The organism is Bacteroidota bacterium (genome assembly GCA_020161395.1).
Classification (GTDB): domain Bacteria; phylum Bacteroidota; class Ignavibacteria; order Ignavibacteriales; family Ignavibacteriaceae; genus UTCHB3.
On record JAIUOE010000002.1, the window covers coordinates 486,304 to 509,425 of the forward strand.

At 41.5% G+C, this 23,122-nt stretch carries 18 protein-coding genes; 6 read left to right on the forward strand and 12 right to left on the reverse strand.

The window, feature by feature from the left end; all coding sequences use genetic code 11:
* Nucleotide 1: 1 nt before the first annotated feature.
* Nucleotides 2-2,086, reverse strand: a complete 2,085-nt coding sequence (gene metG / locus LCH52_04635) for a methionine--tRNA ligase (GenBank protein MCA0387761.1) — start codon at nucleotides 2,084-2,086, stop codon at nucleotides 2-4.
* Between the two features lie 155 nt (nucleotides 2,087-2,241).
* Between metG and LCH52_04640 the strand changes: the two genes are divergently transcribed.
* The 5 genes from LCH52_04640 (at nucleotide 2,242) to LCH52_04660 (ending at nucleotide 8,958) form a co-directional block, all read left to right on the forward strand.
* Complete coding sequence (locus LCH52_04640; GenBank protein ID MCA0387762.1) at nucleotides 2,242-3,111, forward strand: hypothetical protein; 870 nt, start codon at nucleotides 2,242-2,244, stop codon at nucleotides 3,109-3,111.
* A 29-nt stretch (nucleotides 3,112-3,140) separates the two neighbouring features.
* Nucleotides 3,141-4,037 carry an ABC transporter ATP-binding protein gene (locus LCH52_04645; GenBank protein ID MCA0387763.1) on the forward strand — a complete coding sequence of 299 codons (897 nt, stop codon included), beginning with the start codon at nucleotides 3,141-3,143 and terminating at the stop codon, nucleotides 4,035-4,037.
* Nucleotides 4,037-4,873, forward strand: a complete 837-nt coding sequence (locus tag LCH52_04650; protein MCA0387764.1) for an ABC transporter permease — start codon at nucleotides 4,037-4,039, stop codon at nucleotides 4,871-4,873. The genes LCH52_04645 and LCH52_04650 overlap by 1 nt, the downstream gene beginning before the upstream one ends.
* An 11-nt stretch (nucleotides 4,874-4,884) precedes the next feature.
* A complete protein-coding gene (locus LCH52_04655) occupies nucleotides 4,885-5,559 on the forward strand; it encodes a hypothetical protein (GenBank protein ID MCA0387765.1) in 675 nt (224 codons plus the stop codon).
* 81 nt (nucleotides 5,560-5,640) lie between these two features.
* Complete coding sequence (locus LCH52_04660; protein ID MCA0387766.1) at nucleotides 5,641-8,958, forward strand: CHAT domain-containing protein; 3,318 nt, start codon at nucleotides 5,641-5,643, stop codon at nucleotides 8,956-8,958.
* An 18-nt stretch (nucleotides 8,959-8,976) separates the two neighbouring features.
* Here the strand turns inward: LCH52_04660 and glnA are convergent, their stop codons facing one another.
* The 11 genes from glnA to LCH52_04715 form a co-directional block, all read right to left on the reverse strand.
* The gene (glnA, locus tag LCH52_04665; protein MCA0387767.1) at nucleotides 8,977-10,404 is read right to left on the reverse strand and encodes a type I glutamate--ammonia ligase; all 1,428 of its coding nucleotides are present in this window, start codon (nucleotides 10,402-10,404) and stop codon (nucleotides 8,977-8,979) included.
* Nucleotides 10,405-10,440: 36 nt separating this feature from the next.
* A complete protein-coding gene (locus LCH52_04670; protein MCA0387768.1) occupies nucleotides 10,441-10,887 on the reverse strand; it encodes an Lrp/AsnC family transcriptional regulator in 447 nt (148 codons plus the stop codon).
* A 178-nt stretch (nucleotides 10,888-11,065) separates the two neighbouring features.
* Nucleotides 11,066-11,881: a glycosyltransferase gene (locus LCH52_04675; protein ID MCA0387769.1), complete on the reverse strand. Its 816-nt coding sequence runs from the start codon at nucleotides 11,879-11,881 to the stop codon at nucleotides 11,066-11,068.
* Complete coding sequence (locus LCH52_04680; protein MCA0387770.1) at nucleotides 11,882-13,096, reverse strand: peptidase C1; 1,215 nt, start codon at nucleotides 13,094-13,096, stop codon at nucleotides 11,882-11,884.
* A 243-nt stretch (nucleotides 13,097-13,339) separates the two neighbouring features.
* Nucleotides 13,340-15,055, reverse strand: coding sequence for an ATP-binding protein (locus tag LCH52_04685; GenBank protein MCA0387771.1), 1,716 nt, complete (start codon nucleotides 15,053-15,055; stop codon nucleotides 13,340-13,342).
* Between the two features lie 194 nt (nucleotides 15,056-15,249).
* Complete coding sequence (locus tag LCH52_04690; protein MCA0387772.1) at nucleotides 15,250-15,549, reverse strand: 4Fe-4S dicluster domain-containing protein; 300 nt, start codon at nucleotides 15,547-15,549, stop codon at nucleotides 15,250-15,252.
* Nucleotides 15,550-15,797: 248 nt separating this feature from the next.
* Nucleotides 15,798-17,801 (reverse strand): TonB-dependent receptor, encoded by a 2,004-nt coding sequence (locus LCH52_04695; GenBank protein ID MCA0387773.1) that lies wholly within the window; start codon nucleotides 17,799-17,801, stop codon nucleotides 15,798-15,800.
* A gap of 40 nt (nucleotides 17,802-17,841) precedes the next feature.
* Nucleotides 17,842-18,348, reverse strand: a complete 507-nt coding sequence (locus tag LCH52_04700) for a hypothetical protein (protein ID MCA0387774.1) — start codon at nucleotides 18,346-18,348, stop codon at nucleotides 17,842-17,844.
* A 35-nt stretch (nucleotides 18,349-18,383) separates the two neighbouring features.
* Nucleotides 18,384-18,980, reverse strand: a complete 597-nt coding sequence (locus LCH52_04705) for a thymidine kinase (protein MCA0387775.1) — start codon at nucleotides 18,978-18,980, stop codon at nucleotides 18,384-18,386.
* Nucleotides 18,981-19,090: 110 nt separating this feature from the next.
* On the reverse strand, nucleotides 19,091-19,486 hold the full coding sequence (gene cdd / locus LCH52_04710) for a cytidine deaminase (GenBank protein MCA0387776.1): 396 nt from the start codon (nucleotides 19,484-19,486) through the stop codon (nucleotides 19,091-19,093).
* Entirely contained in the window at nucleotides 19,487-20,893 is a 1,407-nt protein-coding gene (locus LCH52_04715; GenBank protein MCA0387777.1) for a TIGR00366 family protein, read from the reverse strand.
* Between the two features lie 93 nt (nucleotides 20,894-20,986).
* Between LCH52_04715 and LCH52_04720 the strand changes: the two genes are divergently transcribed.
* Nucleotides 20,987-23,053 carry a choice-of-anchor D domain-containing protein gene (locus tag LCH52_04720; protein MCA0387778.1) on the forward strand — a complete coding sequence of 689 codons (2,067 nt, stop codon included), beginning with the start codon at nucleotides 20,987-20,989 and terminating at the stop codon, nucleotides 23,051-23,053.
* Nucleotides 23,054-23,122 lie beyond the last annotated feature (69 nt).

A 23,122-nucleotide genomic window follows, 5' to 3' on the forward strand; every position in this document is an offset into this window, starting at 1 on the left:
TTTACTTTACTTTAGTGCTGTTTTTGATTGTACCCGCCACTTCTACAACATTCAAACCACCATCAGGAGTTTCAACTGCAAGGATCATACCTTGTGATTCGAGACCCATCAGCTTTGCCGGCTTAAGATTGGCAACCACAATCACTTTTTTGCCGATTAAATCTTCAGGATTGTAAGCCTTTCCGATCCCGGCTATCACCTGTCGCTTCTCTTTGCCGAAAGAGACCTGTACCTTTATCAGTTTCTCACTTTTCTTCACTCTCTCTGCCTCAACTATTTCGGCAACACGAAGATCAGTTTTGAAAAAGTCGTCGATGGAAATTGATTCAATTTTTTCAAAATCCTCTTCTTCAACAGGTTCAGGAGCAGTTTTTTGCTTTATCTCTTCAATTTCACTGTCTTCGATCTTCTTAAACAAAATCTCGGGGGTTCCGAGCACTTCGCCTTCAACAAGATTCAGCTTTCCGGCATTCAGCCATTCAACAGATCTTTTATTGAGCATCTTAAGAATTTTTGCCGATGTGTTCGGGATGACCGGCATAAAAAGTTCTGCCAGGGTGTATATCGTCTGAACACAGAGATGAAGTGTTGTTGAACACCTTTCCCTGTCACTTTTCAGAGTTTTCCAGGGCTCGGAATCGTTGAAATATTTGTTTCCGGCTCTCGCAAGATTCATCACTTCAAGGGTTGCATCCTTGAATCTGTATTGCTCCATCAGTTCAGCTATTTTAGACGGATGATCCTCAAGCATGTTCAGAAGCTCGTTATCCCTCTCGTCAAGCGTATACAGAGGCGGCACTTTACCTTCAAAGTTTTTATGGATGAAGGTTAATGTCCTGTTTACAAAATTTCCGAGTATATCGGCAAGTTCATTATTGTGTTTTGCCTGAAAATCTTTCCACGAAAAATCGGTATCACGGTACTCGGGTGCATTCATCGTAAGCGTATAACGCAAAGAATCAGCCTCAAATTTTGCGAGAAAGTCGATAACATCAATGCCCCATTTCCTGCTTTTGGAGAATTTTTTCCCTTCAAAGTTCAGGAACTCATTTGCAGGCACATTCTGTGGGAGAACGAATTTTTCAGAATGTCTGTCGTTCCATGCCATTAGAAGGGCAGGAAAAATTATTGTGTGAAAAACGATGTTGTCTTTCCCGATAAATGCCACATATTTAGTGTCGGAGTCCTGCCAGTAATCACGCCAGCCATCTTCTTCACCGCGATGTTTAAACAACTCTTTTGTAGCGGAAATATAGCCAAGAACTGCTTCAAACCAGACATACAAGACTTTATTGTCCACACCTGCTATCGGAAGCTTCACTCCCCAGTCAAGATCACGGGTGATGGCTCTGTCCTGCAAACCGGCAGTAAACCACCCTTTGCAGTATTGAAGAACATTCTCCTTCCAGCCGTATGTCACATCCATCTCGTTCACATACTTTTCAAGCCTCTCCTGAAACTTTCCGAACGGGAAAAACCAGTGGGAGGTCTCCCTCAGCTCAGGTCTTTCTCCTGTTATTTTGCTGACGGGATTGATAAGTTCCGAGGGATCATAAAGAGAACCACAGTTTTCACATTCGTCACTTCTTGCACTCTCATTTCCACATTTCGGACAGGTACCTTCAACATATCTGTCAGGGAGGAACATCTTTCGGGAATTGTCATAAAACTGCATCGACTTCTTTTCAACGAGAAGTCCGCTGTTATAATATTCGAGAAAAAATTCAGTTGCCGTTTTGTGATGCTCAGGAATGCTTGTCCGGCTGTAGATGTCGAAACTCATCCCGAATTTATCGAAAGACTCTTTGTTTATTGTATGAAAACGGTCAATAATTACATTAGGTGAAACCTTTTCATTATCTGCGGTTATGGTTATCGGTACTCCATGTTCATCAGATCCGCAGACAAATATAATGTCTCTTCCTCTAAGACGCTGATATCTTACATATGTGTCTGCAGGAAGATATGCTCCTGCGAGGTGCCCAAGATGTATTGGCCCGTTTGCGTAGGGAAGTGCGGCGGTTACCAATATCTTTTCGTGACTCAAATTCTTATCCATAAATTTGTTTTTAAAAACATTAAATATAGTGAATTTTTGTGCAAATCCGTTGGGTCAGTCTCTTCCGGGAACAATTCCCTCTTTGAGATTTTCCCGTCCTGTGTCGTTCAATTTCAAATATTACTCTAATTATACCTATTTTTGACACCGAAAATAATTTTAACACCGAAACAATTTACAGAATGCCCAGACTCGTTTTTTTCATATTCCTTTTGTCCGTTTTGTCATGCGCAAAAATATTCCCTCAAACCGTTGAATTCCTGCCGGGGAAGAGGCTCTTTAACATGCTCAAAGCAGCTGATACCGAGCCGAAATTTGGACTCACATTCTTTCCCGATGACAGATCGATGAAGGTGGATGTGGGGAACGCATTCGATGCCATTTCATTCAAAATTGATTCCACCTCTACGATTAATGCAGGCACCGAGTTCTTCGCTTACGCCAAAGTTATCGAGTACAGGGATTATCGTTTGCAGGTTGCGGCGATTGACGGATATTTTGGAGGAAACATCTCCTGGCTCAAACAGATATCCGGTACACCCCACTTCATAAATGCCCGCTTACGGTTCATCCACCGCAGTGCCCATTTGGTTGATGGTGCGTGGGATCCATCAAATAATTCATGGAAGGATGCCGCAGGTCCCGTACCTTTCGCCGATGACTTTTTTGAATTAAATCCGGGTATCCAGTTTAAGTTTTCCGGTGCTGATCTAAGAGTTTACGGAGGAATAACCTATTCCATTCTGATTAGACCAGTCGACCAGAAAAGAACAAGTTTTTCCGTCGGTAGTGAATTATTTATTAACGATGTGTTGTTTACCCTTTTGAACAGACCCGCAAGACTCTATGCAGCTTATGACTTTAAAATGCGGGGACGACCCGAATACACCCCTTCGCATTCATTGATGACAGGGTTGAAGCTCGGTGAAAAAGCAGGAACAGGACTATCCATTTACGCTTTTTATTACTCGGGATACGACTGGTTCAGTTCTTACTATAAAAACCGTCTGACAAAATTTGGACTTGGTTTTTTTATTGATTTTAACCCCTAACAGGAGTTGTTACGGAAAAAATAATTGAAATAAACGGCCTCCACAAAAAATACAAGGATGTTTATGCCGTTAACGGTCTCGACATCACCGTGTATGAAGGAGATGTCTTTGGCTTTCTTGGTCCCAACGGAGCCGGCAAAAGCACCACGATAAGAATGCTGATGACCCTTATCTTCCCTACTGCAGGTGACATCAAACTGTTCGGAAGGGACATCTACAAAGAAAGAAAATATATTCTTGGCAGAGTTGGCGCCATTGTTGAGAAACCCGATTTTTATGGTTACCTCACAGCCTACAAAAATCTTGAGATTCTTGCCCGCACTTCAGGATATCCTGTTACAAAAAAGAGAATAATGGAAATTCTTGAAATGGTGGGACTTGAGAAACGCTACTCGTCGAAAGTAAAAACTTTCTCCCATGGTATGAAACAGCGCCTCGGAATTGCACAAGCCCTGATTCACGACCCGAAACTCATAATACTCGATGAACCGACAACAGGACTCGACCCTCAAGGGATGAAGGAGATTCGCGAACTCGTGGTCTCTCTGAGCAAAGATCATCAAAAAACAATCTTTCTCTCCTCCCATATTCTTTATGAAGTGGAACTGATCGCCAACAGGATGGTTATCATCGATAAGGGAAAAGCCGTCATTGAAGGATATGTAGAGGATCTGCTGAATGCCGCTGAGACCAGAGTAAATATCGAAGTAAGCAACCCTGAAAAGTCGGTGCAAATCATCAATGAGAGCGATTTTAAAGGAAGAATTGATGATGTTTCGAATTCAACGATTATTATGTTCATGAAAAAAGATGAAATTGCCCCGCTCAACAGAAAACTGGTGGAAAATGGAATAGAGGTAAGCTCATTAATCCCTACAAGATCACTTGAGGAGTACTTCTTAAACCTGACAGGAAAGGGAGAATAATGATCGATCTCGTAAGAATTGAGCTTTATAAAATTTTCAGGAAGTGGAGAACTTACATCGGCTTCATAACCATTGCTATAATTGTCTCAATTATCGAAATAGCAATGCTAGTTGAGGGTGAAAGCTACCTTAAGTTTCTGACCCAGAATCTGCAGAACATTTTTGTTTTCGAAGGAAATTTCCTGAATGGTTACCTGATGTCGTTCCTTGTGCTTGGAGCACTTGCCATTCATATCCCGTTCCTGATAACTCTTGTAGCCGGTGACCTCCTCGCTGGTGAAGCAACTTCGGGAACATACAGAATGCTGATAACGCGACCTATCACGCGAAACCAGCTCCTTACAGCGAAGCTTATCGCAGCCACCATCTATACAAATCTGATGGTACTCTTTCTTGGCGTTATGTCGCTGGGTCTCGGAGTCATTCTCTTCGGAACAGGCGAGTTGATTGTCATCAAGGACATACTGATTATCTTCGCGAAGGATGACATTCTGTGGAGGTTTGCAATTGCATATGGAATTGCAGCTTTAAGCATGATGGTGGTTACATCGATGGCGTTTTTCTTCTCCTCAATGGTTGAAAATGCAATAGGACCGATCGTCAGCACAATGGCGGTTATTATAGTATTCTACATTCTATCAGCCATCAACATTGAAGTGCTGCAGGACTTAAAGCCATATATGTTTACCACTTATATGCAATCGTGGAACATTATATTTACAACTCCCGTAGAAATGGATGAGCTCTATCAGGCAATGGGAATCCTCTCGTTTCACATAGCTTTGTTCCTCGGCTTGACTTATTATTATTTCAACAAAAAAGACATCACTTCCTAAGAAGGTTTACAATGACAAATAAAATTCTGTTATTATTTACTCTTTTGCTTTTTACTGCATTCCCGCAGACGGAAGCGGAAAAGATACTCAACTCTGTAAAGAAAAAATTTGATGCTGTTAAGGATTATCAGGTTGATGTCAGGATAAAAATAGATGTGGAATTTCTGAAAGTCCCTGACAACGATGCAAAAATATTTTTCAAGGCTCCTGATAAAATTAAACTTCAAACAGGCGATGATTTTGCTTTAATTCCTAAAGAAGGACTCAACTTTAATCCTGCCAATTTATTGAACGGGAAATATACAGCCGTTTATGAAGGAGAAACCAAAGTAAATGGAGCTGCTCATTACATAGTAAAAGTGATTCCAACCGGAGGTACCGGAGATGTGGTTCTCTCTACATTATGGATTAATAAATCGACTTTCTTCATCTCAAAAGTTGAAAGCACCACCAAAAACAACGGTACCTTCCAGATAGATATGGTTTACCCAAAGGAGAGTAAATACCCGCTTCCTTCCAATATGACTTTCAGTTTTGAGGTAGGTAAATTTAATCTTCCCAAAGGTTTTGGGGGCAAGAAGAAAAGAGAGACTACTGATTTGAGGGCTCCCGGTAAAGTTTACATTACATACAAAAATTATATTGTGAACAAGGGGGTTCCAGACAGCGTGTTTAAAAAGAAATAACGGTTCTTATGCGGCCGGTTGCTCCCTTGCACCGGTCTGATAAAATTCATAAATTGCCGTGTCCAAATCGGAATTACTGCGATGCATAAATATTTGACCCTCATCTCTCTTTGTTTTCTCTTGTCTTCAGCGAAGCTTGTTGCTCAGAATGACTCATTAAAAGCCGTGGAAACTTTTGCAAAAGGTGTGGAAGCATACGATGCCCAAAAGTTTGATACTGTCATTGTTCTCATGAATGAAACACTGAATCTGATGAAGGGTTACAGTTTCTCTTCAGATGAGGGGCTGGTAAGATATTTCATAGCAGAAAGTTATAAATCCATTGGTGAATATGATCTCGCAAAGTCATATCTCGAATCGGCTCTGAAAATTTTTCAATCGTGGGAAAATGAAGCCGGGTTCGGATATATTTACAAGTGCTACGGCGATATCGAAACCCTCCTCGGTAATTATTCTCAAGCAGTCGACTACTATTACACTTCTCTTCAACACCTCATTGTAGTCGAAGATCCCTACACAAAAGGGTATGTCTACACTTCGCTTGCCAATCTAATACTCAACCGTGGCGACAATGAGGAAGCTGCCGGACTGTTCGCAAACGGAGAAAAATTGTATAAGGCAGCCGGTTATGAACCGGGCCTCGGTGACATCTATTACGGCTATGGCTTGATTGCAACCAATACAGGCAAAAATGTCGCAGCCGATTCCCTGTTCGATATCTCACTCAAAATTTTCTCCAAATACAATATCCCCCTCGGTGTAGCGAACGCTTACTATGGCAAGGGTATTGTAACGATGAACCTTGGGAAAAACAGCGAAAGTATCGGTTACAGTTCGAAGGCACTCGAGCTTTATCTCTCCTCAAATTATCCCCTCGGCATCGGCAACTGTTTCACAAACATTGGAATGGTGAATATAAACATCGGTAAATATGAAGTGGCGGACAGCAATCTTCGAGCCGCTGTTCCATGGCTCACCAAAATCAATCATCAGATCGGACTTGGAAATGTACATTACGGTCTCGCTGTAATTGCTCTGAATCTTGGCAATAACAAGGAGTCGTACGACAACTACTCACAGGCACTGAAATATTATGAATTCACCGGCTACTCTCTTGGACTTGGCAGAATCTATCATGGGCTCAGCACTCTCGCTCTGAATACAGGCGACAACAAAACTGCCGAAGAAAATGCAAAGAAAGCCGTTGAGTACTACGGTAAAGCAGGTTTTCCTGTAGGAATCGGGCAGGTCTACGAAAACCTTGGTAATATCTTCATGAACGCCGGGAACATGCCAAAATCAGAGGAAAATTTCCAAAAGGCTCTGGAATACTATGAAAAAGCCAATTATCCCATCGGAATGGGAACCATTTGGTTCAGCCTCTCACAAATCAATTTTATGAAGGGCGATTTTGTTGAGACCCGAAAAAATGCCGGACTTGCAATTAAATACTTCGAACTTGCGGAATATCCGCTCGGACTCGGAAACGCAAATTTCATTCTTTCACAAATTGCCCAGCAACAGGGAAACTATACTGAGGGAATAGACTATGATTTGAAAGCCCTCGACTTTTATGACAAAGTGAATTATCCACTTGGTATTGGAAGAGTCTGTTACTCAATTGGAACCGCCGCATATCTCCTTGGAGAGTATGAGGAAGCAGAAAAACAATACAAAAATGCTCTTGCAGTTTTTGAAGAATCGGAGTACAATTTCTTTAATGTCATTGTCTCCTTCGCATTGGCTGATCTCTATCTCGGGTGGGATGCCAGAGAGGGACTTACCCTCCCCTACCTGGAAAAAGCAATGAGCTATTTGGAAAACTTCAGGGCAAATCTTGTTAGGGAAGAAGACAGGACAAATCTCTTCGAAAAATTTTCAGTGTATCTCGATTTTGCTGTCCGGGCTGCCATTTCCATTAACAACAATGAAGCTGCTTTCAGATATCTGGAAAATGTCAAGGGACGGTCGCTGGCTGATATTCTTTCTGAAAGAAAAGTTGACCTCTCTGCGAAAATTGACCAGAGCCTGCTGCAAAAAAGAAATATCCTTGAAAAACAGATTTCTGCTATTAAAACAGCACTGAATACTAATGCTGCCTCTGATGCTGCGACTCTTAAAGAGGAACTGAAAAAACTAAATGATCAACTCGATGAATTAATTTTCAAGATCAAGTCAGGCAGCCCCGAGCTCGCTGCTCTCGAATACCCCAAACCTGCTGAAACAAAGGAAATACAATCCAAACTTCATAAAAATGAAGTGCTCCTGCAATACTTCAATGCAGAGTCGGGTTGCTGGGTTTTTGTGATCACCCCGAATGATTTCCAGCTTGTGAAGCTGGACTCTTCGGATGCTGCCGTAAGAGAAAATGCTCTCGCTCTTCTTGACGGACTTAAAAGGGATAAATTTAACGCAAAAAAATCGAAGTCAGAAATGGATGCAGAAGAGGAACTTTCACTTGAAGCATCTCATAAACTCTACGATCTGCTGATTAAACCGGTAGAAAGTTTTCTGACATCTGAATCAGACCTGACTATTGTTCCCGACGGAATTTTGAATCTGATTCCTTTTGAAACCTTAACCAGGGATACCACATATCTTATCGAAAAGCACCCCGTCAAATATTATCAGTCAGGTACTCTTCTTAGCCTTATGAGAGGAGCTCTCAAAAAAGAAAGAAAAAGTTCAGGTTTTGCCGGTTTTGGAGACCCTGTTTATGACATCGAGAATTTTGAAAAAGGGATGGAGGAAAGAGGTGTAAAACCGGGTGATGCCGGAAGAGGTGCCGGTGATCCTGAAGCAAACAACGATTTAAGCAGAGCGGGTCTATCTCTTTTCAGGCTCAGAGGTACAGGAGAGGAAATTACTGCAATTTCAGAACTGTTTGCCAATGCCGGACAACCTGTAGATATTAAGCTAAGAACAAGTGCCACTGAAGAAAACGCAAAGGACACAAATTTGAAAAATTTCAGATACATCTCTTTTGCCTGCCACGGCATCGTCTATCCCGGATTTCAAAGTCTGGCGCTTTGCACAGTAAAAGATTCAACAAAAAGCTCACAGGATGGATTTCTCACCTTTGAGGAAATTCTTGCTTTAAATTGGGATGCAAAAATGGTGGTACTTTCAGCCTGTGAAACCGGAACAGGTGACATGAAAAAGACGGAGGGAATTATCGGTCTTACCCGTGCGGTGATGTATGCCGGTTCTGATGCAGTCCTTGTCAGCCTCTGGACCGTTTCCGATAAAGGCACCAGGGATCTAATGATCAACTTTTTTGGAAATATAGTATCGGAATCCATTCCAACGGATCAGTGCCTCCGACTCGCAAAGCTTGAGCTCATAAAAAAAGGTGCCACACCTTATGTATGGTCACCTTTCATAATGTTCGGGGAGTGAAGACTCCCTATTCAGCCACTAACAATCGTAATACATGTCGTATTCATAAGGATGGGGTCTGAGCGCCATCGGCTTCACTTCCCTGTCCATCTTGTAGTTGATCCATGTCTCAATAACATCTGAAGTGAAGACATCGCCTCTTGTGAGGTAATCATGATCCTCGGCAAGAGCCTGAAGTGCTGCCTCAAGTGACGGAGGTGTTGATGGTACATCCTTCAACTCCTCGGGTGACATGTCATAGATATCTTTGTCAAGCGGATCACCCGGATCGATACGGTTCATAATTCCATCGAGTCCTGCCATCAAAATTGCTGCAAATCCCAAATACGGGTTGCCCGAAGGATCGGGACATCTGAACTCAACTCTTTTGGCTTTCGGTGACATATTGTACATCGGAATTCTGATTGATGCACTTCGATTTCTCTGTGAGTAAGCAAGATTAACAGGAGCTTCGAATCCGGGTACCAGTCTCTTGTAGCTGTTGGTTGTAGGATTTGTAAATGCAAGAAGTGAAGGAGCGTGTTTCAGCAGTCCGCCAATAAAGTAGAGAGCCATCTCACTCAAACCGGCATATCCGTTACCTGCAAAAAGAGGTTCGTTGTTCTTCCAGAGACTTACATGTACATGCATACCACTTCCATTGTCACCATAGATTGGTTTTGGCATGTAGGTTACAGTTTTATTGTTTTTTGTTGCGGTGTTTTTTACCACATATTTGAAGAGCAACAACTGATCAGCCGCTTTCAACAGGGGCTTGAATTTCATGTCAATTTCGCACTGACCACCGCTCGCCACTTCATGATGCTGTGCCTCAACTTCAATACCTACATTGATAAGATTCTGCACCATTTCATTGCGAAGATCCATCAACATGTCAGTTGGAGGAACCGGAAAATATCCTTCTTTATATCTTGTCTTGTATCCGAGATTTGGATTTTCCTGTCTTCCTGAATTCCATCTTCCTTCTATCGAATCAACTTCAAAATAGCTAAAATTGTTGCCAACTTCGAATCTCACATCATCAAAAACAAAAAACTCCGCTTCAGGTCCATAGTAGGCGGTATCAGCAATTCCGGTCGATTTCAAAAAGTCAACTGCCTTGTTCGCAATATATCTCGGGCAACGGGAATATTTTTCTCTCGTGGCTGGTTCATAAACATCACAAATCAGGCTTATTGTTGGCGCTTTGACAAAAGGGTCGACAAACATTGTTGCGGGATCAGGTAAAATAAGCATGTCCGATTCGTTGATCCTCTTCCACCCTCTCAAAGAAGAACCGTCAAATCCGAAACCGTTATCAAATGACTTTGAGTCAAACTCCTGTATCGGTATGGTGACATGCTGCCACTGCCCGGGGAAATCCATAAATTTAAGATCCACAAACTCAATGTGGTTATCCTTCGCAAACGAAAGGATATTTTCGATCTGAGATGATCTGTCGCTCATATTAAATGTACCTTATTAATTGGGAAAAATGAATGATTACAAGTTTATTTTTGTGGTTTCTTTTAGAGTCGATAAAACAAAGGAAGTGCGGGTTGAGAGCACCCCGGGCCACTGCTGAATTTCCGCCAGCAGTTTTTCCAGTGATTCGGAATTTTTTACAACAGCTTTCAGGATATGGCTCCCCTCTCCAAGTATCGAATGACATTCGAGTATGTTATTATGCTTGGATGCATTCTCGATCAAGTGACTGTACTGGGAGGATGATTCCGATATTACCGTAATGAATACCATTATGTCATAACCGAATTTTTTTCGGTCTATCTTTGTGTAGTATCCCTGAATTATCCCTTTATCCTCAAGTTTGTGCAGGCGGTCACTTATTGAAGGAATGGACATCCCAAAAACCTCGGCAAGCTGGCTACGGCTCGTCTTTGCATTGTCCTGTAGAATGTTCAGAGCCTTAATATCTATTTCGTCAAGCATGTTCTATTATCATTTAGTAAAATAAATTTTCTTATCCTTAAATATAAAGGATTATCCAGATATTTACCAAATAATATTAGGTAGAAAGCGAAAATTATTTAAATAATTTTAACAAAATTGAAGCGCAACAAAAAATACTCAGGTACTCAAGTACTCAGGTTCTCAGATACTCAAGTACTCAGGTTCTTGTAATCCCAAAAGGTGTGAAAGCATTCCTTTCTCTTTTTACCTGATCAAAAAGATCGAGGTTTTCCTGCGGGCGGGGTTGGAGTTTGTGATTGAGGTGGTATTGTACAGCGATATGATTTAATGATTTGACTTTTATCCCCAGAAGTTCGAGCCGGTATTGTATGTCAGAGTCTTCACCCACAGATGCAGCTTCGTAGCGTTCATCAAATCCATTCACTCGAAGGAGGTCTTCGCGGTAGAGGCCAAAGTTACAGCCGACAATTCCCCTTTTCTTCCTGTTAAAGAATTTAAGAATCTGCCGGTTTTCAGAATAAAAACCTTTTTCGACATCGAATGAGTCTCCGAAAAGTCCATCCAAAACAACTTGAGTAAAATTTTTCTCAAGCCATCCAGCTTTTACATTTTCAGGTGTCAGTTGCCGTGTAATCTTGTCAGAGAGGTTAACTCTTCTCCCCGTCAGAGCGACACCATATGATCTGTGGTTCAGATATCCAGACACAAATTTTGCATGTGGAATACAATCGCCATCCACAAAGATTATATAATCTGATCGGGCTGCCGTAATCGATTTATTGAGGATTTTGTTTTTTCGGAATCCTTTATCGGGATGCCACAGGTGGAGGAGAGGGAAAGAAGTGTTGCCTCCCATTTTTTCCACATGCCTGACCACATCGGGAGGCGAACCATCGTCGGCAATTATCACCTCAAAATCTTTGTTGTCCTGTCTTTCAAAACCGGAAAGTACAAGTTCGAGATATTTCAGATTTTTGTAAAATGAGATAATTACCGACGATGTGATTTTCAACTATTTTAATCCTTTTACTGCACTTTTATGTATCATGTAACTCATCATTTTCAGTTTTACATAGTCTTCCCTGTACGACATGTAACCGGGATTTGGTGAGTTGAATGAGCCGGCAGCAGATTCCCTTATCAGAAACCAGGTGACTCCATCTTTCTCAGTGGAACCGACACAATGAATACCATGATCATCGGTGGTCTGTCCATTCAGGAAACGGAATATTCTCGAATCTTCATTGATGTCAGCGGGTTTAATATCAAAATCAGGGATTATTCCCACCCCTTCAAATCCGTTTATTCCCGGCTCTGAAACATCTCCTGCCAGAGCTACGGTGTAGCCTTTTTTGACAGCATCTTTCAGGGTTTGCATAAAATCATCGAGGGGAATGTTGTAGTAGTCGCTGTTTCTCCACCAGTTATCAGGAACATCATAAATGATATATGAACCATAAGGCTGATTTTTAACGGAAATTAAGGCGACATAATCATCCGGATTGATCTGAAGATAATTCTTCAAAAATGTCTCAGGAGTGTAGGTTTTTCCTTCATAATCAAATTTGTCAGGTGGAGCTCCCATATATTTATTGAGGATTGCCTTCACATTGTTTTCAATGAATCCCTCAGCCCATGTGTTATTTTCTTTGGCTTTGGTCAGAAAGGCATAAAATTCCTCGAACAGTTTTTGGTGATCAATGAATTTTTGTCCCGGCAACATCCCCGAATAAGCCGAATACGGGACTGCGCCATATTTCTTAAAATTTTTCTGAACAGCATTCCCCTGAGAACCCTCTCCCAATGCAGAGTTACCCCTTTCCTGTGCGTAGCGGAGAGCCTTCTCGACATACTCCCAATAAACGGTATAGAGTTCAGAAATCTGTACTTCCTTACCTGTCAGTCTTTTTACTTCCGATTCGAAAAATGAGGTGGTCGAGAAACACCAGCAGGTACCCGTTCTTCCCTGGGATTCGGGCTTGTTGTGCCAGGCAAATTTGAAATCGGCCGGACCGGAAGGTTTGCTTATTCCGGAAAAATCAGCTTTCCAGGAAGGCTTTTTAAGTTTTGGATTAACTGATTCCAAATAAGTATCTATCCCCTTTTGAATCGTATCCCAGTATCCACCCTTTGCTTCATAAAAAGTAACTTTGGTGGAATTGTTCTGAGCAAAAATTGCAGGAACAAAAAACATTAAGACTAATGCCGAAACGAATAACTTTTTCATCTGCCTACTGCCATAATAATTGAAAATTGTCTTTAAAAATAAGGATATTTCAGTAAATCAAAGAGTATCTGATATTTTCTGCCGGTTCTCATTAAATCAGTCTCATCCGGGTTCCATTCCCTCCCTCTGTCTTCTCTGCGTGCTCTGTGGTTTATTCCTTCAAACCCAATCCGTGTCAATCCATTAAATCAGTCTCATCCGTGTTCCATTCCCTCCCTCTGTGTTCTCTGCGTGCTCTGTGGTTTATTCCCCCTCAACCACAGCAAAATCAGATTTCCCCGTGAACACTATAGCAAATGCCTTACACATCATACCCTCCGCTTCAAGTTTCGCTTTATACCTCGAAACCTGTTCAGCCGCTTTTATCTTCTCCATTTCAAGATTCTCCTTGCTGCTTTTCTTCAGATATTTTAGTTCAAGCAGAAAATTGTCCCTACCGGGATTCAGCTTTGTCGGGAGTAAAACTAAATCAGCATATCCTTCGTTATTCTCCAGTTCGCTCTTTACAAAATAGGCGTTGTTTCCCATCAAGAGAGTCATGAATATCATCTTGATGTTCTTTTCGCTGAATTTCTGCAGATCGCGGTTGGAGAGGTTTTTCAGAACTGAATGAACATACTCCACCAGCTTGTCAATCTTCCCTGACTCCGACATCTCAATCAAAGCATCTCTCACTGGTATACTGTCATATTGTATCTTATGCCTCGTCTCAAAAAGATATCTGAAATATTCCCAGTACATCACTTTTATTACATAATTTGGTATCACATAATCATATACCTGAAACCTCTCTCCTTCTATGGTCAGCAATCCGTTATAAAACAGGAGGGAAACTGCTTCGGTCTTTCTGTAGGGTAATTCAAAATTATATTGGATCGTAAGTCTTTCAGAGAATCTGTCAGTCTCCAATACTGTGGATATAACTTCATCCGACTCTTCCTGAGATAACGGTGCAAGTATATTCGCAATCTTTTTGTAATCCGATGTTACATTTTGATCTGCCATTTCCCGCGGATATGTAAAATTTCTGCTGAAGTTGGAAAGAAATGTGATTACCATTTGAGGATTATACAGTCTTTCTGATGAATCGGGTGAGAATCTGCTTCCGTTGTACCAGGATCGCATATCGGAAACTACGATATCAACATCAAATCTGCCTTCTTCGTAAATGGTATTTTCAATCATCCCTCGAAGTTCGGCTTCAGTGAATCCTGCCAAATTATGGAATTTATGGTCGAGTGTAATGTTTTGTGCGACATTAAATCCACTTGTCATGCTGTCCAAAGTTACTGGTGTAACACCCGTCGCAAAGAACCGGTCAATTATCCCCTCACCCATGAACTGCTTTATTACTTCATAGAATTTCCGTACCCATCCGTTCCGGGAAACAATCTCTTTGAAGTGATCCTTATTGAAGGAAAAAAGTTCATTTGTGAAGTGGTCGTATTCGTCAATTAAAAGATATATTTTTCCATCTGATTTATACTTCCTAAACAATGTCATAAAATTTCTCAACAGTTCACTGCTACCGTCTATATTCAGATTTTGATTAATCTCGATATCTTCACCGATACCATATTTGTAAAGGAAACTTTTAAGCGCTGTTCTTATTTCCACTTCAAACTTCCGTTTGATTTCACTCTCTACATCTGTCTCTATTCCACTAAAGCTAAAATTCAGGATGTAATAACTGTTCCTCAACGGTGTAACATTTCCCGGTTGTCCAATAAAGTATTGCCCGAACAACTCATCAAATTTCTCTTTATGTTGAATGCCGTAGTAATGCTCGAGCATTGAAATAAGGAGTGATTTTCCGAATCGGCGGGGACGAAGAAAGAACAAATACTTAAAGTTAAAATCCTCAAGTTGCCTGATGAATTGAGTTTTGTCTATAAAATATGCACCTTCTTCAATAAGACCTGCATAATTCGGTGTTAATGACGGAATCTTCTTCTTCATTTCTCGGCTCATAAAATTTCTTGTTATTCTTTCACGAATATAATAATTTTTGTTTCAATGATTCTTAAAATGAAAATTGCAAACTGATGAATCTTACTCCATTTCGTTGTTAGAGTAATCAAATGTTACACCCAAAGATAAAAAAAAGCCGGACCCGCTTCCGGATCCGGCTTCAACCATCATAAATAAGGGGATTATCTTCCTATTTCATCCAATTTTGCTTTTTTAGCAAGAAGTTCTTCTTCACTTTCCTGTCTGTCAGGATCGGGAACGATTGCGTCGGACGGGCAAGCAGGAATACACTGTGGTTCATCGTGGAAACCAACGCATTCAGTACATTTATCAAAAGCGATATATGTATGATCATCATTAAGAGCAGGATGTGATTCGCCACCGAGGTTCCATTCGTCGCCTGCTGCATATATTGCGTTATTTGGACATTCAACTTCACATGCCTGGCATGATATGCAATCGTCAGTAATTAAAACTGCCATGATACAATTCCTTTAGTTAATTTTATTTGTTCGTGTGTGTTTAATAATCAATCCAAAACCAATCGCAATAAATTAAGCAAGTTTCGTGCCAAAGGTGGCAAATACAGATAAATAGTCCTGTTTCATTGGATAATGCAGGTTTTTACCACAAAAATATGTTTAAAAGAGCAAAACAGGAACTTTTTCAAGCTCCTGTTTTTTCAAAATGTAGAATAATTCCCAAAAATAAAAACCGATTTTCTCGTTTTTTATAATCTGAGAGAAATCCCGCCGGTAATATTCCTGCCCGGTTCAATCAATCCAAGTTGATAAACCCGGTAGTGATCGAAGATGTTATTCACTCTGAAAAAGATATCAGCCGAATAACCGGCAGTGATTAGAGCATAAGAGAGCCTGATATTAAAAACTGCGGATCCGGCGATTTCAATCTTTTCGGAAGGCTTTGCCGGGTTTGTTTCAACCTGCTTGCCGGTGAATTCAGATTCAAGAGCAATCCCTGCCCTCGGAAATGGCTTTATATTGATGTTTATCCCGCCGAGCAATTCTGGTTTGTTATCAATTTTATCCTCATTCACACCATCAGCCTTGCCGGTTGCTTTCATCCAGGTGAGATTCCCTTCAATTCCGAGAAAGCGGGAAATTCTGTAATCGAAGACAAACTCGGTTCCAAGAATGGTTGCGTCAGCAAGATTGACTCTCATTCTCCTTCTCTGAGGATCTTCTGCGGCAGTCAGTCTTATCTGTGTCACAAGGTCTTTATATGAGTTGTAGAATCCTGATAACTTCAGTAAGATTGACTCCCTTCTGAAAAGCACTCCGAAATCAGTGAGAGTCCCTTTTTCAGGTTTCAGATCGGGGTTTGCCTTAAATCTGTTCAAGGCGCCTGAAAATGATTCCCGAAGCGACGGGAATCGATTCCTTATTGTCACTCCCGCAAAAATTTCCCATTCGTGAGAAATGTTGTACGAACCTGAGAAGAAGAATCCGGGAGCATTTGCAGAAGTGTTGCCATATTGGGTGAAAGCACCGGTCTTGTTTATCATACTGATATCATAGAGTCCGCCTGCCAACAGTGAAAAACTCTCTTCCCTGAAGGCATATTCAATTCCGGTACTCAGGAAACTTTGAGAATAATCGTAGTCAGAAGTCTGAACGCCTGAGGCATTCGTTATTTTTTCGTTATGCCCGGTTGCAGAAAAATTCAAAACACCCGTAAATGAGTGATTCTCATTAACACGAAAAGTGGAAGCCAGTCTGCCGCCAAGAGTCAGGTCTTTATCCTTTTGGGTCTCACTGACTTTGTTGTAGTTCAAATCAGAGAAGGTCTCAATGGTCTGACCAAAATTATCGAGCCACAGCACAGCCGTCAGGTCCCACCTTCGCGATATTTTGAACCGGGAGTTGGAGGAAACGGTCAGTCTCTGCCAGTCAGGATATTGCCACAATCTTGCATCAGCAGTTGCAATATGAGTCTCAGGAGCCACACCCTTCGAACCCGAAACAAAATTCACAGACAACCCCGTCTTGATGTTCTCGTTGAAATGCAGTTCTCCTCTTGTGTAGAATGAGAACCTCTTTCTCTGTGTGTTGGTGATGAATTTTGCATCCCTGTCCTGATTACGAATATCTGCCGGGGAGCCCGCAGGCATAATACTCCCTTTCGAGTCAAGATATGATGCCGAAGCTAAAAAATTAAAATTCCTGTACCTCAGATCATAAGAAGCAGATCCCGACCATGTCTCGGAATTTGAACCACTCAACGAAACAGTTCCCGTACTGCCATCGGAACTTCTTTCATATGTGTTCACATTTACGGCACCACCGAGAACATTCGCACCATAAAGAACAGATCCGGCATTTTGGCTAACTGTTATCTCCCCGATCACATCAAGAGGAAGAAATGTTAGATCAAACCTGTTGTCCCAGGGAACATTGAATGGTACTCCGTCAAAAAAGAGGCCAAGCTGTCTCTCACCTGCGCCCCGTAAAAAGAGGATCGACTCACCACGGGAGTTCGTTCTGATCCTTCCGGAGGGGATGTTTTTTTGAAGTTGAGAGAGGTCAAGCGCATCTGCATTCCGCAATTGTCTGAAATCTATCTTCGTATTTTGGGGAAGTGGTACTTCCTCTATCTTGAAGCCTGTTATTTCAATTTCGCCAAGGTTATAGGTTTTCACAATACTATCCTGCGGCGATTGCGCATAAATCGCCATCACCTGCATTAAAATCATTAATGCGGTCAATTTTTTCATAAAATCTCCGATTGTTTAATTAAATATTAAAACGGCTGTTTCAGGAGAAATATCTTGGGGGGTGTTCAGGAAGGTTTTTGATACCCGTCAAAATTGCGGGCACAGAAGTATGGTTATAATTAATGTCGGATTCAGTAATGCATTTCACCTCAATTATCGAACCCGTACTTATAAAAATATTTGACAATAATTTAAATGCGGCAAAATTGAACGGTTTGTTCGATTTATTGTGCCGGGCAAAAGCAGCAATCAATTCCTCTTCCTGCTTGTCGTTCACACAATAATACTTGATCGAATCCCCCTGTTTCTCACTTCTGACCACATCAAACATCATTCCATTAAACCGGAATTCCTTGTCATGAATGAACACTACTCCGGCTTTTTCACAGGAAATTTTATCTGCAGGGAATGTAAATATGTGGAGCCGGGAGGTATCAACCTGAGAAAGAACGAGATTTTTCATCTCCTTTTTTATCTTTTTCTGCATGAATACAAACAGAACCGGAACTCCGAAAAGGTTCAGAAACATTACTGTGAGTAACAGCATCGCAAGAGATTTCCTCCTGCTACGGTATTCAATCATCAAAAAAGAGTCGGATCCTCTTCATCACCGGGGATGTAATGACATTTCCTGCAACGGGCTTCATAACTGTCAGATGCACCTATTAAAACTCTGTCACCTGAGGCTGTTTTTCGCTGTGTTCTCGAAGCAGGACTTCCGCAAACCACGCAAATTGCCAAAGGTTTAGTAACAAATTCAGCTATTGCCATAAGCTCCGGCATTGGGTCGAAAGGAATGCCTTTATAGTCCTGATCCAACCCGGCGACAACGACCCGCTTTCCGCTGTTTGCCAGATCGGTGCATACCTTCACCAAATCACCACTGAAAAACTGTGCCTCATCAATCCCTACCACCTGAGCATCTCCAACAAGATCATAAACTTCATTTATATCATTGATATTAACTGATGGCAACGAGAGTTCACTGTGAGAAACAATTGATTCCTCCGAGTATCTGTTGTCGATCACCGGCTTAAAGACCAATACCCGCTGTTTCGCGATTTTTGCTCTTCGCAATCTCTTAATCAGTTCTTCGGTCTTTCCGCTGAACATACAACCTGCAACCACTTCTATCCATCCGGATTCTCTTGGTTGCATGTGGGGGAATTCATTCATCATGTGCGATACAATTTTTCCATTTTGTGTGAGTGAGTTTGGGGTACCTCAGAACCTCAGCACTTCAGAACCTCTGTATCTCCGGAGTTCTGAAGTTCTGAATCTCTGAAGTTCTATTTAAGGTGTTCCCCGCCAAACGAGTGAGGTAAAATCTCATCCATCGAGAGGATTTTTATTTCATCTTTCGAATTTATCAAAACGATTTCGAAATCCTTACGGCAAAATTCCGCAAGGAATTGCCTGCAGGCTCCGCAGGGAGTACAGAAATCATCCATGTCACCAACAACGGCGATCGCTTTGAAATTCTTCTTCCCTTCTGTGATTGCTTTCACTATGGCTGTTCGTTCAGCACAGATACTTAATCCGTAAGATGCATTTTCAACATTGGCGCCAAGCACCACTTCACCATCGCTGGTAAGTAGTGCCGCACCTACTCTAAATTTGGAATACGGGGAGTAACTTCCCGACTGAGCTTCGCGTGCTTTCAGGGCAAGTTCTTTGTGATTCATTTATTGCCAGATAAAAAATGGAGGAATCATTAAAATACATGCCAAAATTATGAAAATTATTTCAAGTGGCAACACCCAAACTGCCCATTTTTCATAAGGAATTTTTGCGAGGGTTAAAATACCCATCGTTACCGCTGATGTAGGGATAATCATATTGGCAAATCCCTCACCAAACTGGAATGCCAAAACCGCTGTTTGCCTCGAAACTCCAAGGATATCACTTAACGGAGCCATAACAGGCATTGTAAGAGCGGCCTGCCCCGAACCCGAAGGCACAAAGAAAACAATCACTTTCTGAACAAAAAGCATCACTATCGAAGACCCGATTGGATGCAAGCCATCAAGGGGGGCTGAAAACGCATATAAAATTGTGTCGATTATTTTTCCATCTGATGCGACAATCAAAAGTGCTTTTGAAAGTGCAACTACAAAAGCGGTCGAAATAAGGTCCTTGGCTCCGGCGACAAAAGCGCCTGAAATTTCATCAGCCGAGAGTCCGCCGACTATTCCTGTAATTATGCCGGTTGCCAGAAAAACAGCACAAATTTCTTTTATATACCAGCCATAATTCAGCACACCGAACACAACAGTGATTATTCCGAGAAGAAAGGTTATCAGTACAGCGGTATGCCTTTTGTCTATTCCTTTGAAATTATCAAGCTCTCCAAAATGGAGGTCTTTTTTCTTTTCGATATCCTGTTCGTAGGTTATGCTAAGCTTTGGTTCGTTTTTGATCTTTGCTGCATATCTCATCACAAAAAATATTGAAACAGAAGTGCATATAACCCAGATTATCAGGCGGTAACCAATCCCCGACATTGGAGGCAGTCCGGCAATCCCTTGTGCAACCCCAATGGTAAAAGGATTCATGAAAGCAGCAGCAAAGCCTGTGGAGGCGGCTACAAATGGAATTGCCACTCCGGTAACCGTATCGTATCCCAAAACTAATGCAAGCGGAATAAATATCATAATAAATGGAATTGTCTCCTCACTCATGCCAAAAGTGGCACCCCCCAACGAAAAAATCACCATGAAAATGGGAATCAGCATCTTCCTTACAAAATTCGATCGTTTGTGTGCCTTTGCAAGCGCCATAATACCGGCATCGATTGCCTGGGTCTTCTGGAAAACATAAAAAGCCCCCCCCACGAACAAAATAAATACAATTATCTCGGATGCCGCCATAAATCCTTTTATGGGTGCAAGGAGAATATTTAAATTGAACTGTGACACGGGGGTTATTTCCTTGTATGAACCGGGCACAACAAGATTTACCGACTGACCGTTTATTTCTTTAACAAGTCTGTCGTATTCACCGGCGGGAATCACCAGTGTGAGCGCTGCTGTAATCACAAGTAGTGAAGTCAGAAGAACAAGGGTGTTTGGAACTTTTACTTTTAGCTTCATTTTGACGCTTTTTTTATTAATTACTTGACATTTATTGAAGGAATAGTTAAGTTATTTTTTCGACCTTTAAAATTATTAAATAAAGATGATAAAATGAAAACATTTGTTACATTTTTTCTCCTGACTGTAAAATTTTTTTCACAATCATTGACCTTCCCAGTCGATACACTGGTGGCTGACGATAAATTTAACAACCGCCAAACAATGATTCTTGATTCCGACGGGAAAATCAGACTGGTCTACTCCGGTCAGTCAGGCACACAAAGCAATACACGGGAAGTTTACTTCCTCGAAGAAAGAGCCAACGGGCAGTTCAGCAAGGAGCAGATAACAAATAACAATGTCGATGAAAATTATCCGACTGTTTCTCTTGATGCTGATGGTATAGTGCATATCGGAATGATAGGCAGGGATGCCTCATCGAATTATCAGGTTCTCTATTCAAACAACCGAAGCGGAACATTTTTCCCGCCGAGATTTATCACAATTGGAGGTGAGAATAAAGCCACCCCTGCCTCATGTGTCGGTCCCGATGGTAAAGTTCATTTCTTATATTATACCTTCACATCGAATCCTGACAAAGTATATTACAAGTGGTTCAACCCCGCAGACTCCACTTCATCCACTGATATTTATCTTGCAGATGGTGAAACCTCGGGTGACCTGGATGGACAAATTCTTTTTGACGGAAACGGAAAAATGCATCTGGTTTTTAAAGGAGGAAATGTGGGTACCGGGATATTGAGATACTTCAATGATATCAGCGGAACACTTACGGAATATTCCACCGGAGTGACGGCGAACATCTCAAATCCGAAACTGGTAATTGATAAAAGCAACAAAGTCCATATCATTTTCAGAAACGAGTCGCAAAGGGCACTTCAGTATATTAACAATGTTGCAGGTGCTTTCTCAACACCCGTGAGCTTTACACCCGCAGGGCAACTTCCTGCTGGATATGCAAATTTTGCAATCGATGATGAGGGTACCCTCTTCTTTGTTTATCAGTCATCGCAGTCAGCTTCCGGGAAAGGCTTTTTCCTCAAATATCTAAAAAACGGCACTTTTTCTGATACGCTTAGGATTTATGATTTGACTCCGGAGTATGTTACCAGAAATACCAGTGCAGTAGTTGCCAAAGGAAACGGAGAAATCGCAGTCACATTTTCACCTGCCGGGGTTCGAAATTCTGTGGTTTTTTGCGATATTCTTATGAAAAGAGGAAAACTGTTTAAGGAACCGCATATCGTTGTAAATGATTCAGTGATAGATTTTGGAAATGTGGCTGTACAGCAACACATGGAGAAACAATTGCTCATCAAAAATACAGGTGACTCCACCCTTGTAATCAAGAGCTTCCAATGGAACAGCATTGAATTTGCAATAAGACTTGACTATCCCGAACAGATAGCACCTGGTGACTCCGATATTGCGACTTTTGCATTCCATCCTCTCACACCGGGACCCAAAACGGATACTTTGTATGTTCGGTCAAACGATCCGAGGGACTCTGTAATAAAGGTCGTTCTGAAAGGTTACGGATCAGCTCCACCTCAGATTTCACTCTCAAAAGACTCCCTCTTTTTGTTCTACTCGACAGGATGGCATACCAGAGATTCTTTTTATGTAAGAAATACAGGATTTGACACACTGAGAGTTGATACTGTAACAGCAACAGGCTGGTTCGATTTTTTCAAAAGGATAGAACCTGAAAGCGCAATTGTTCCGCCGGGTGATTCAGTCCGATTTATCGTTGAACTTTTAATTCCCGTCTTTACGACTCCACCGGTCTTTACGGATACTGTCATTGTACACTCCAATGACCCGCTTAAGCCAAGAGTGTACCTGATAGTAAGATGGGAACAGCCACAATCTGCAGAAGATGAACTGCTGCCTGTAGAATACTCCCTGGAGCAAAATTACCCGAATCCCTTTAATCCGGAGACGATTGTTGAATTTTCCCTGAAAGAATCGATTCCTGTCAGGCTGGAACTGTTTAGTCCAGAAGGAGGACTGATAAAAGTCCTGATTAACAAACAAATGGAACCCGGGCGGCACTTCATAACCTTTAATGCTCAGGATTTACCTTCAGGAGCATATTTTTACAGAATAGCTGCGGGTGATTTTACAAAAACAAAAAAAATGATTCTGCTGAAGTAGAAGATTTTGTCCGCCGGGATATCACTGATATGCTTAAATTTGAAGACGGTTTTACAGAAAATCGGAATG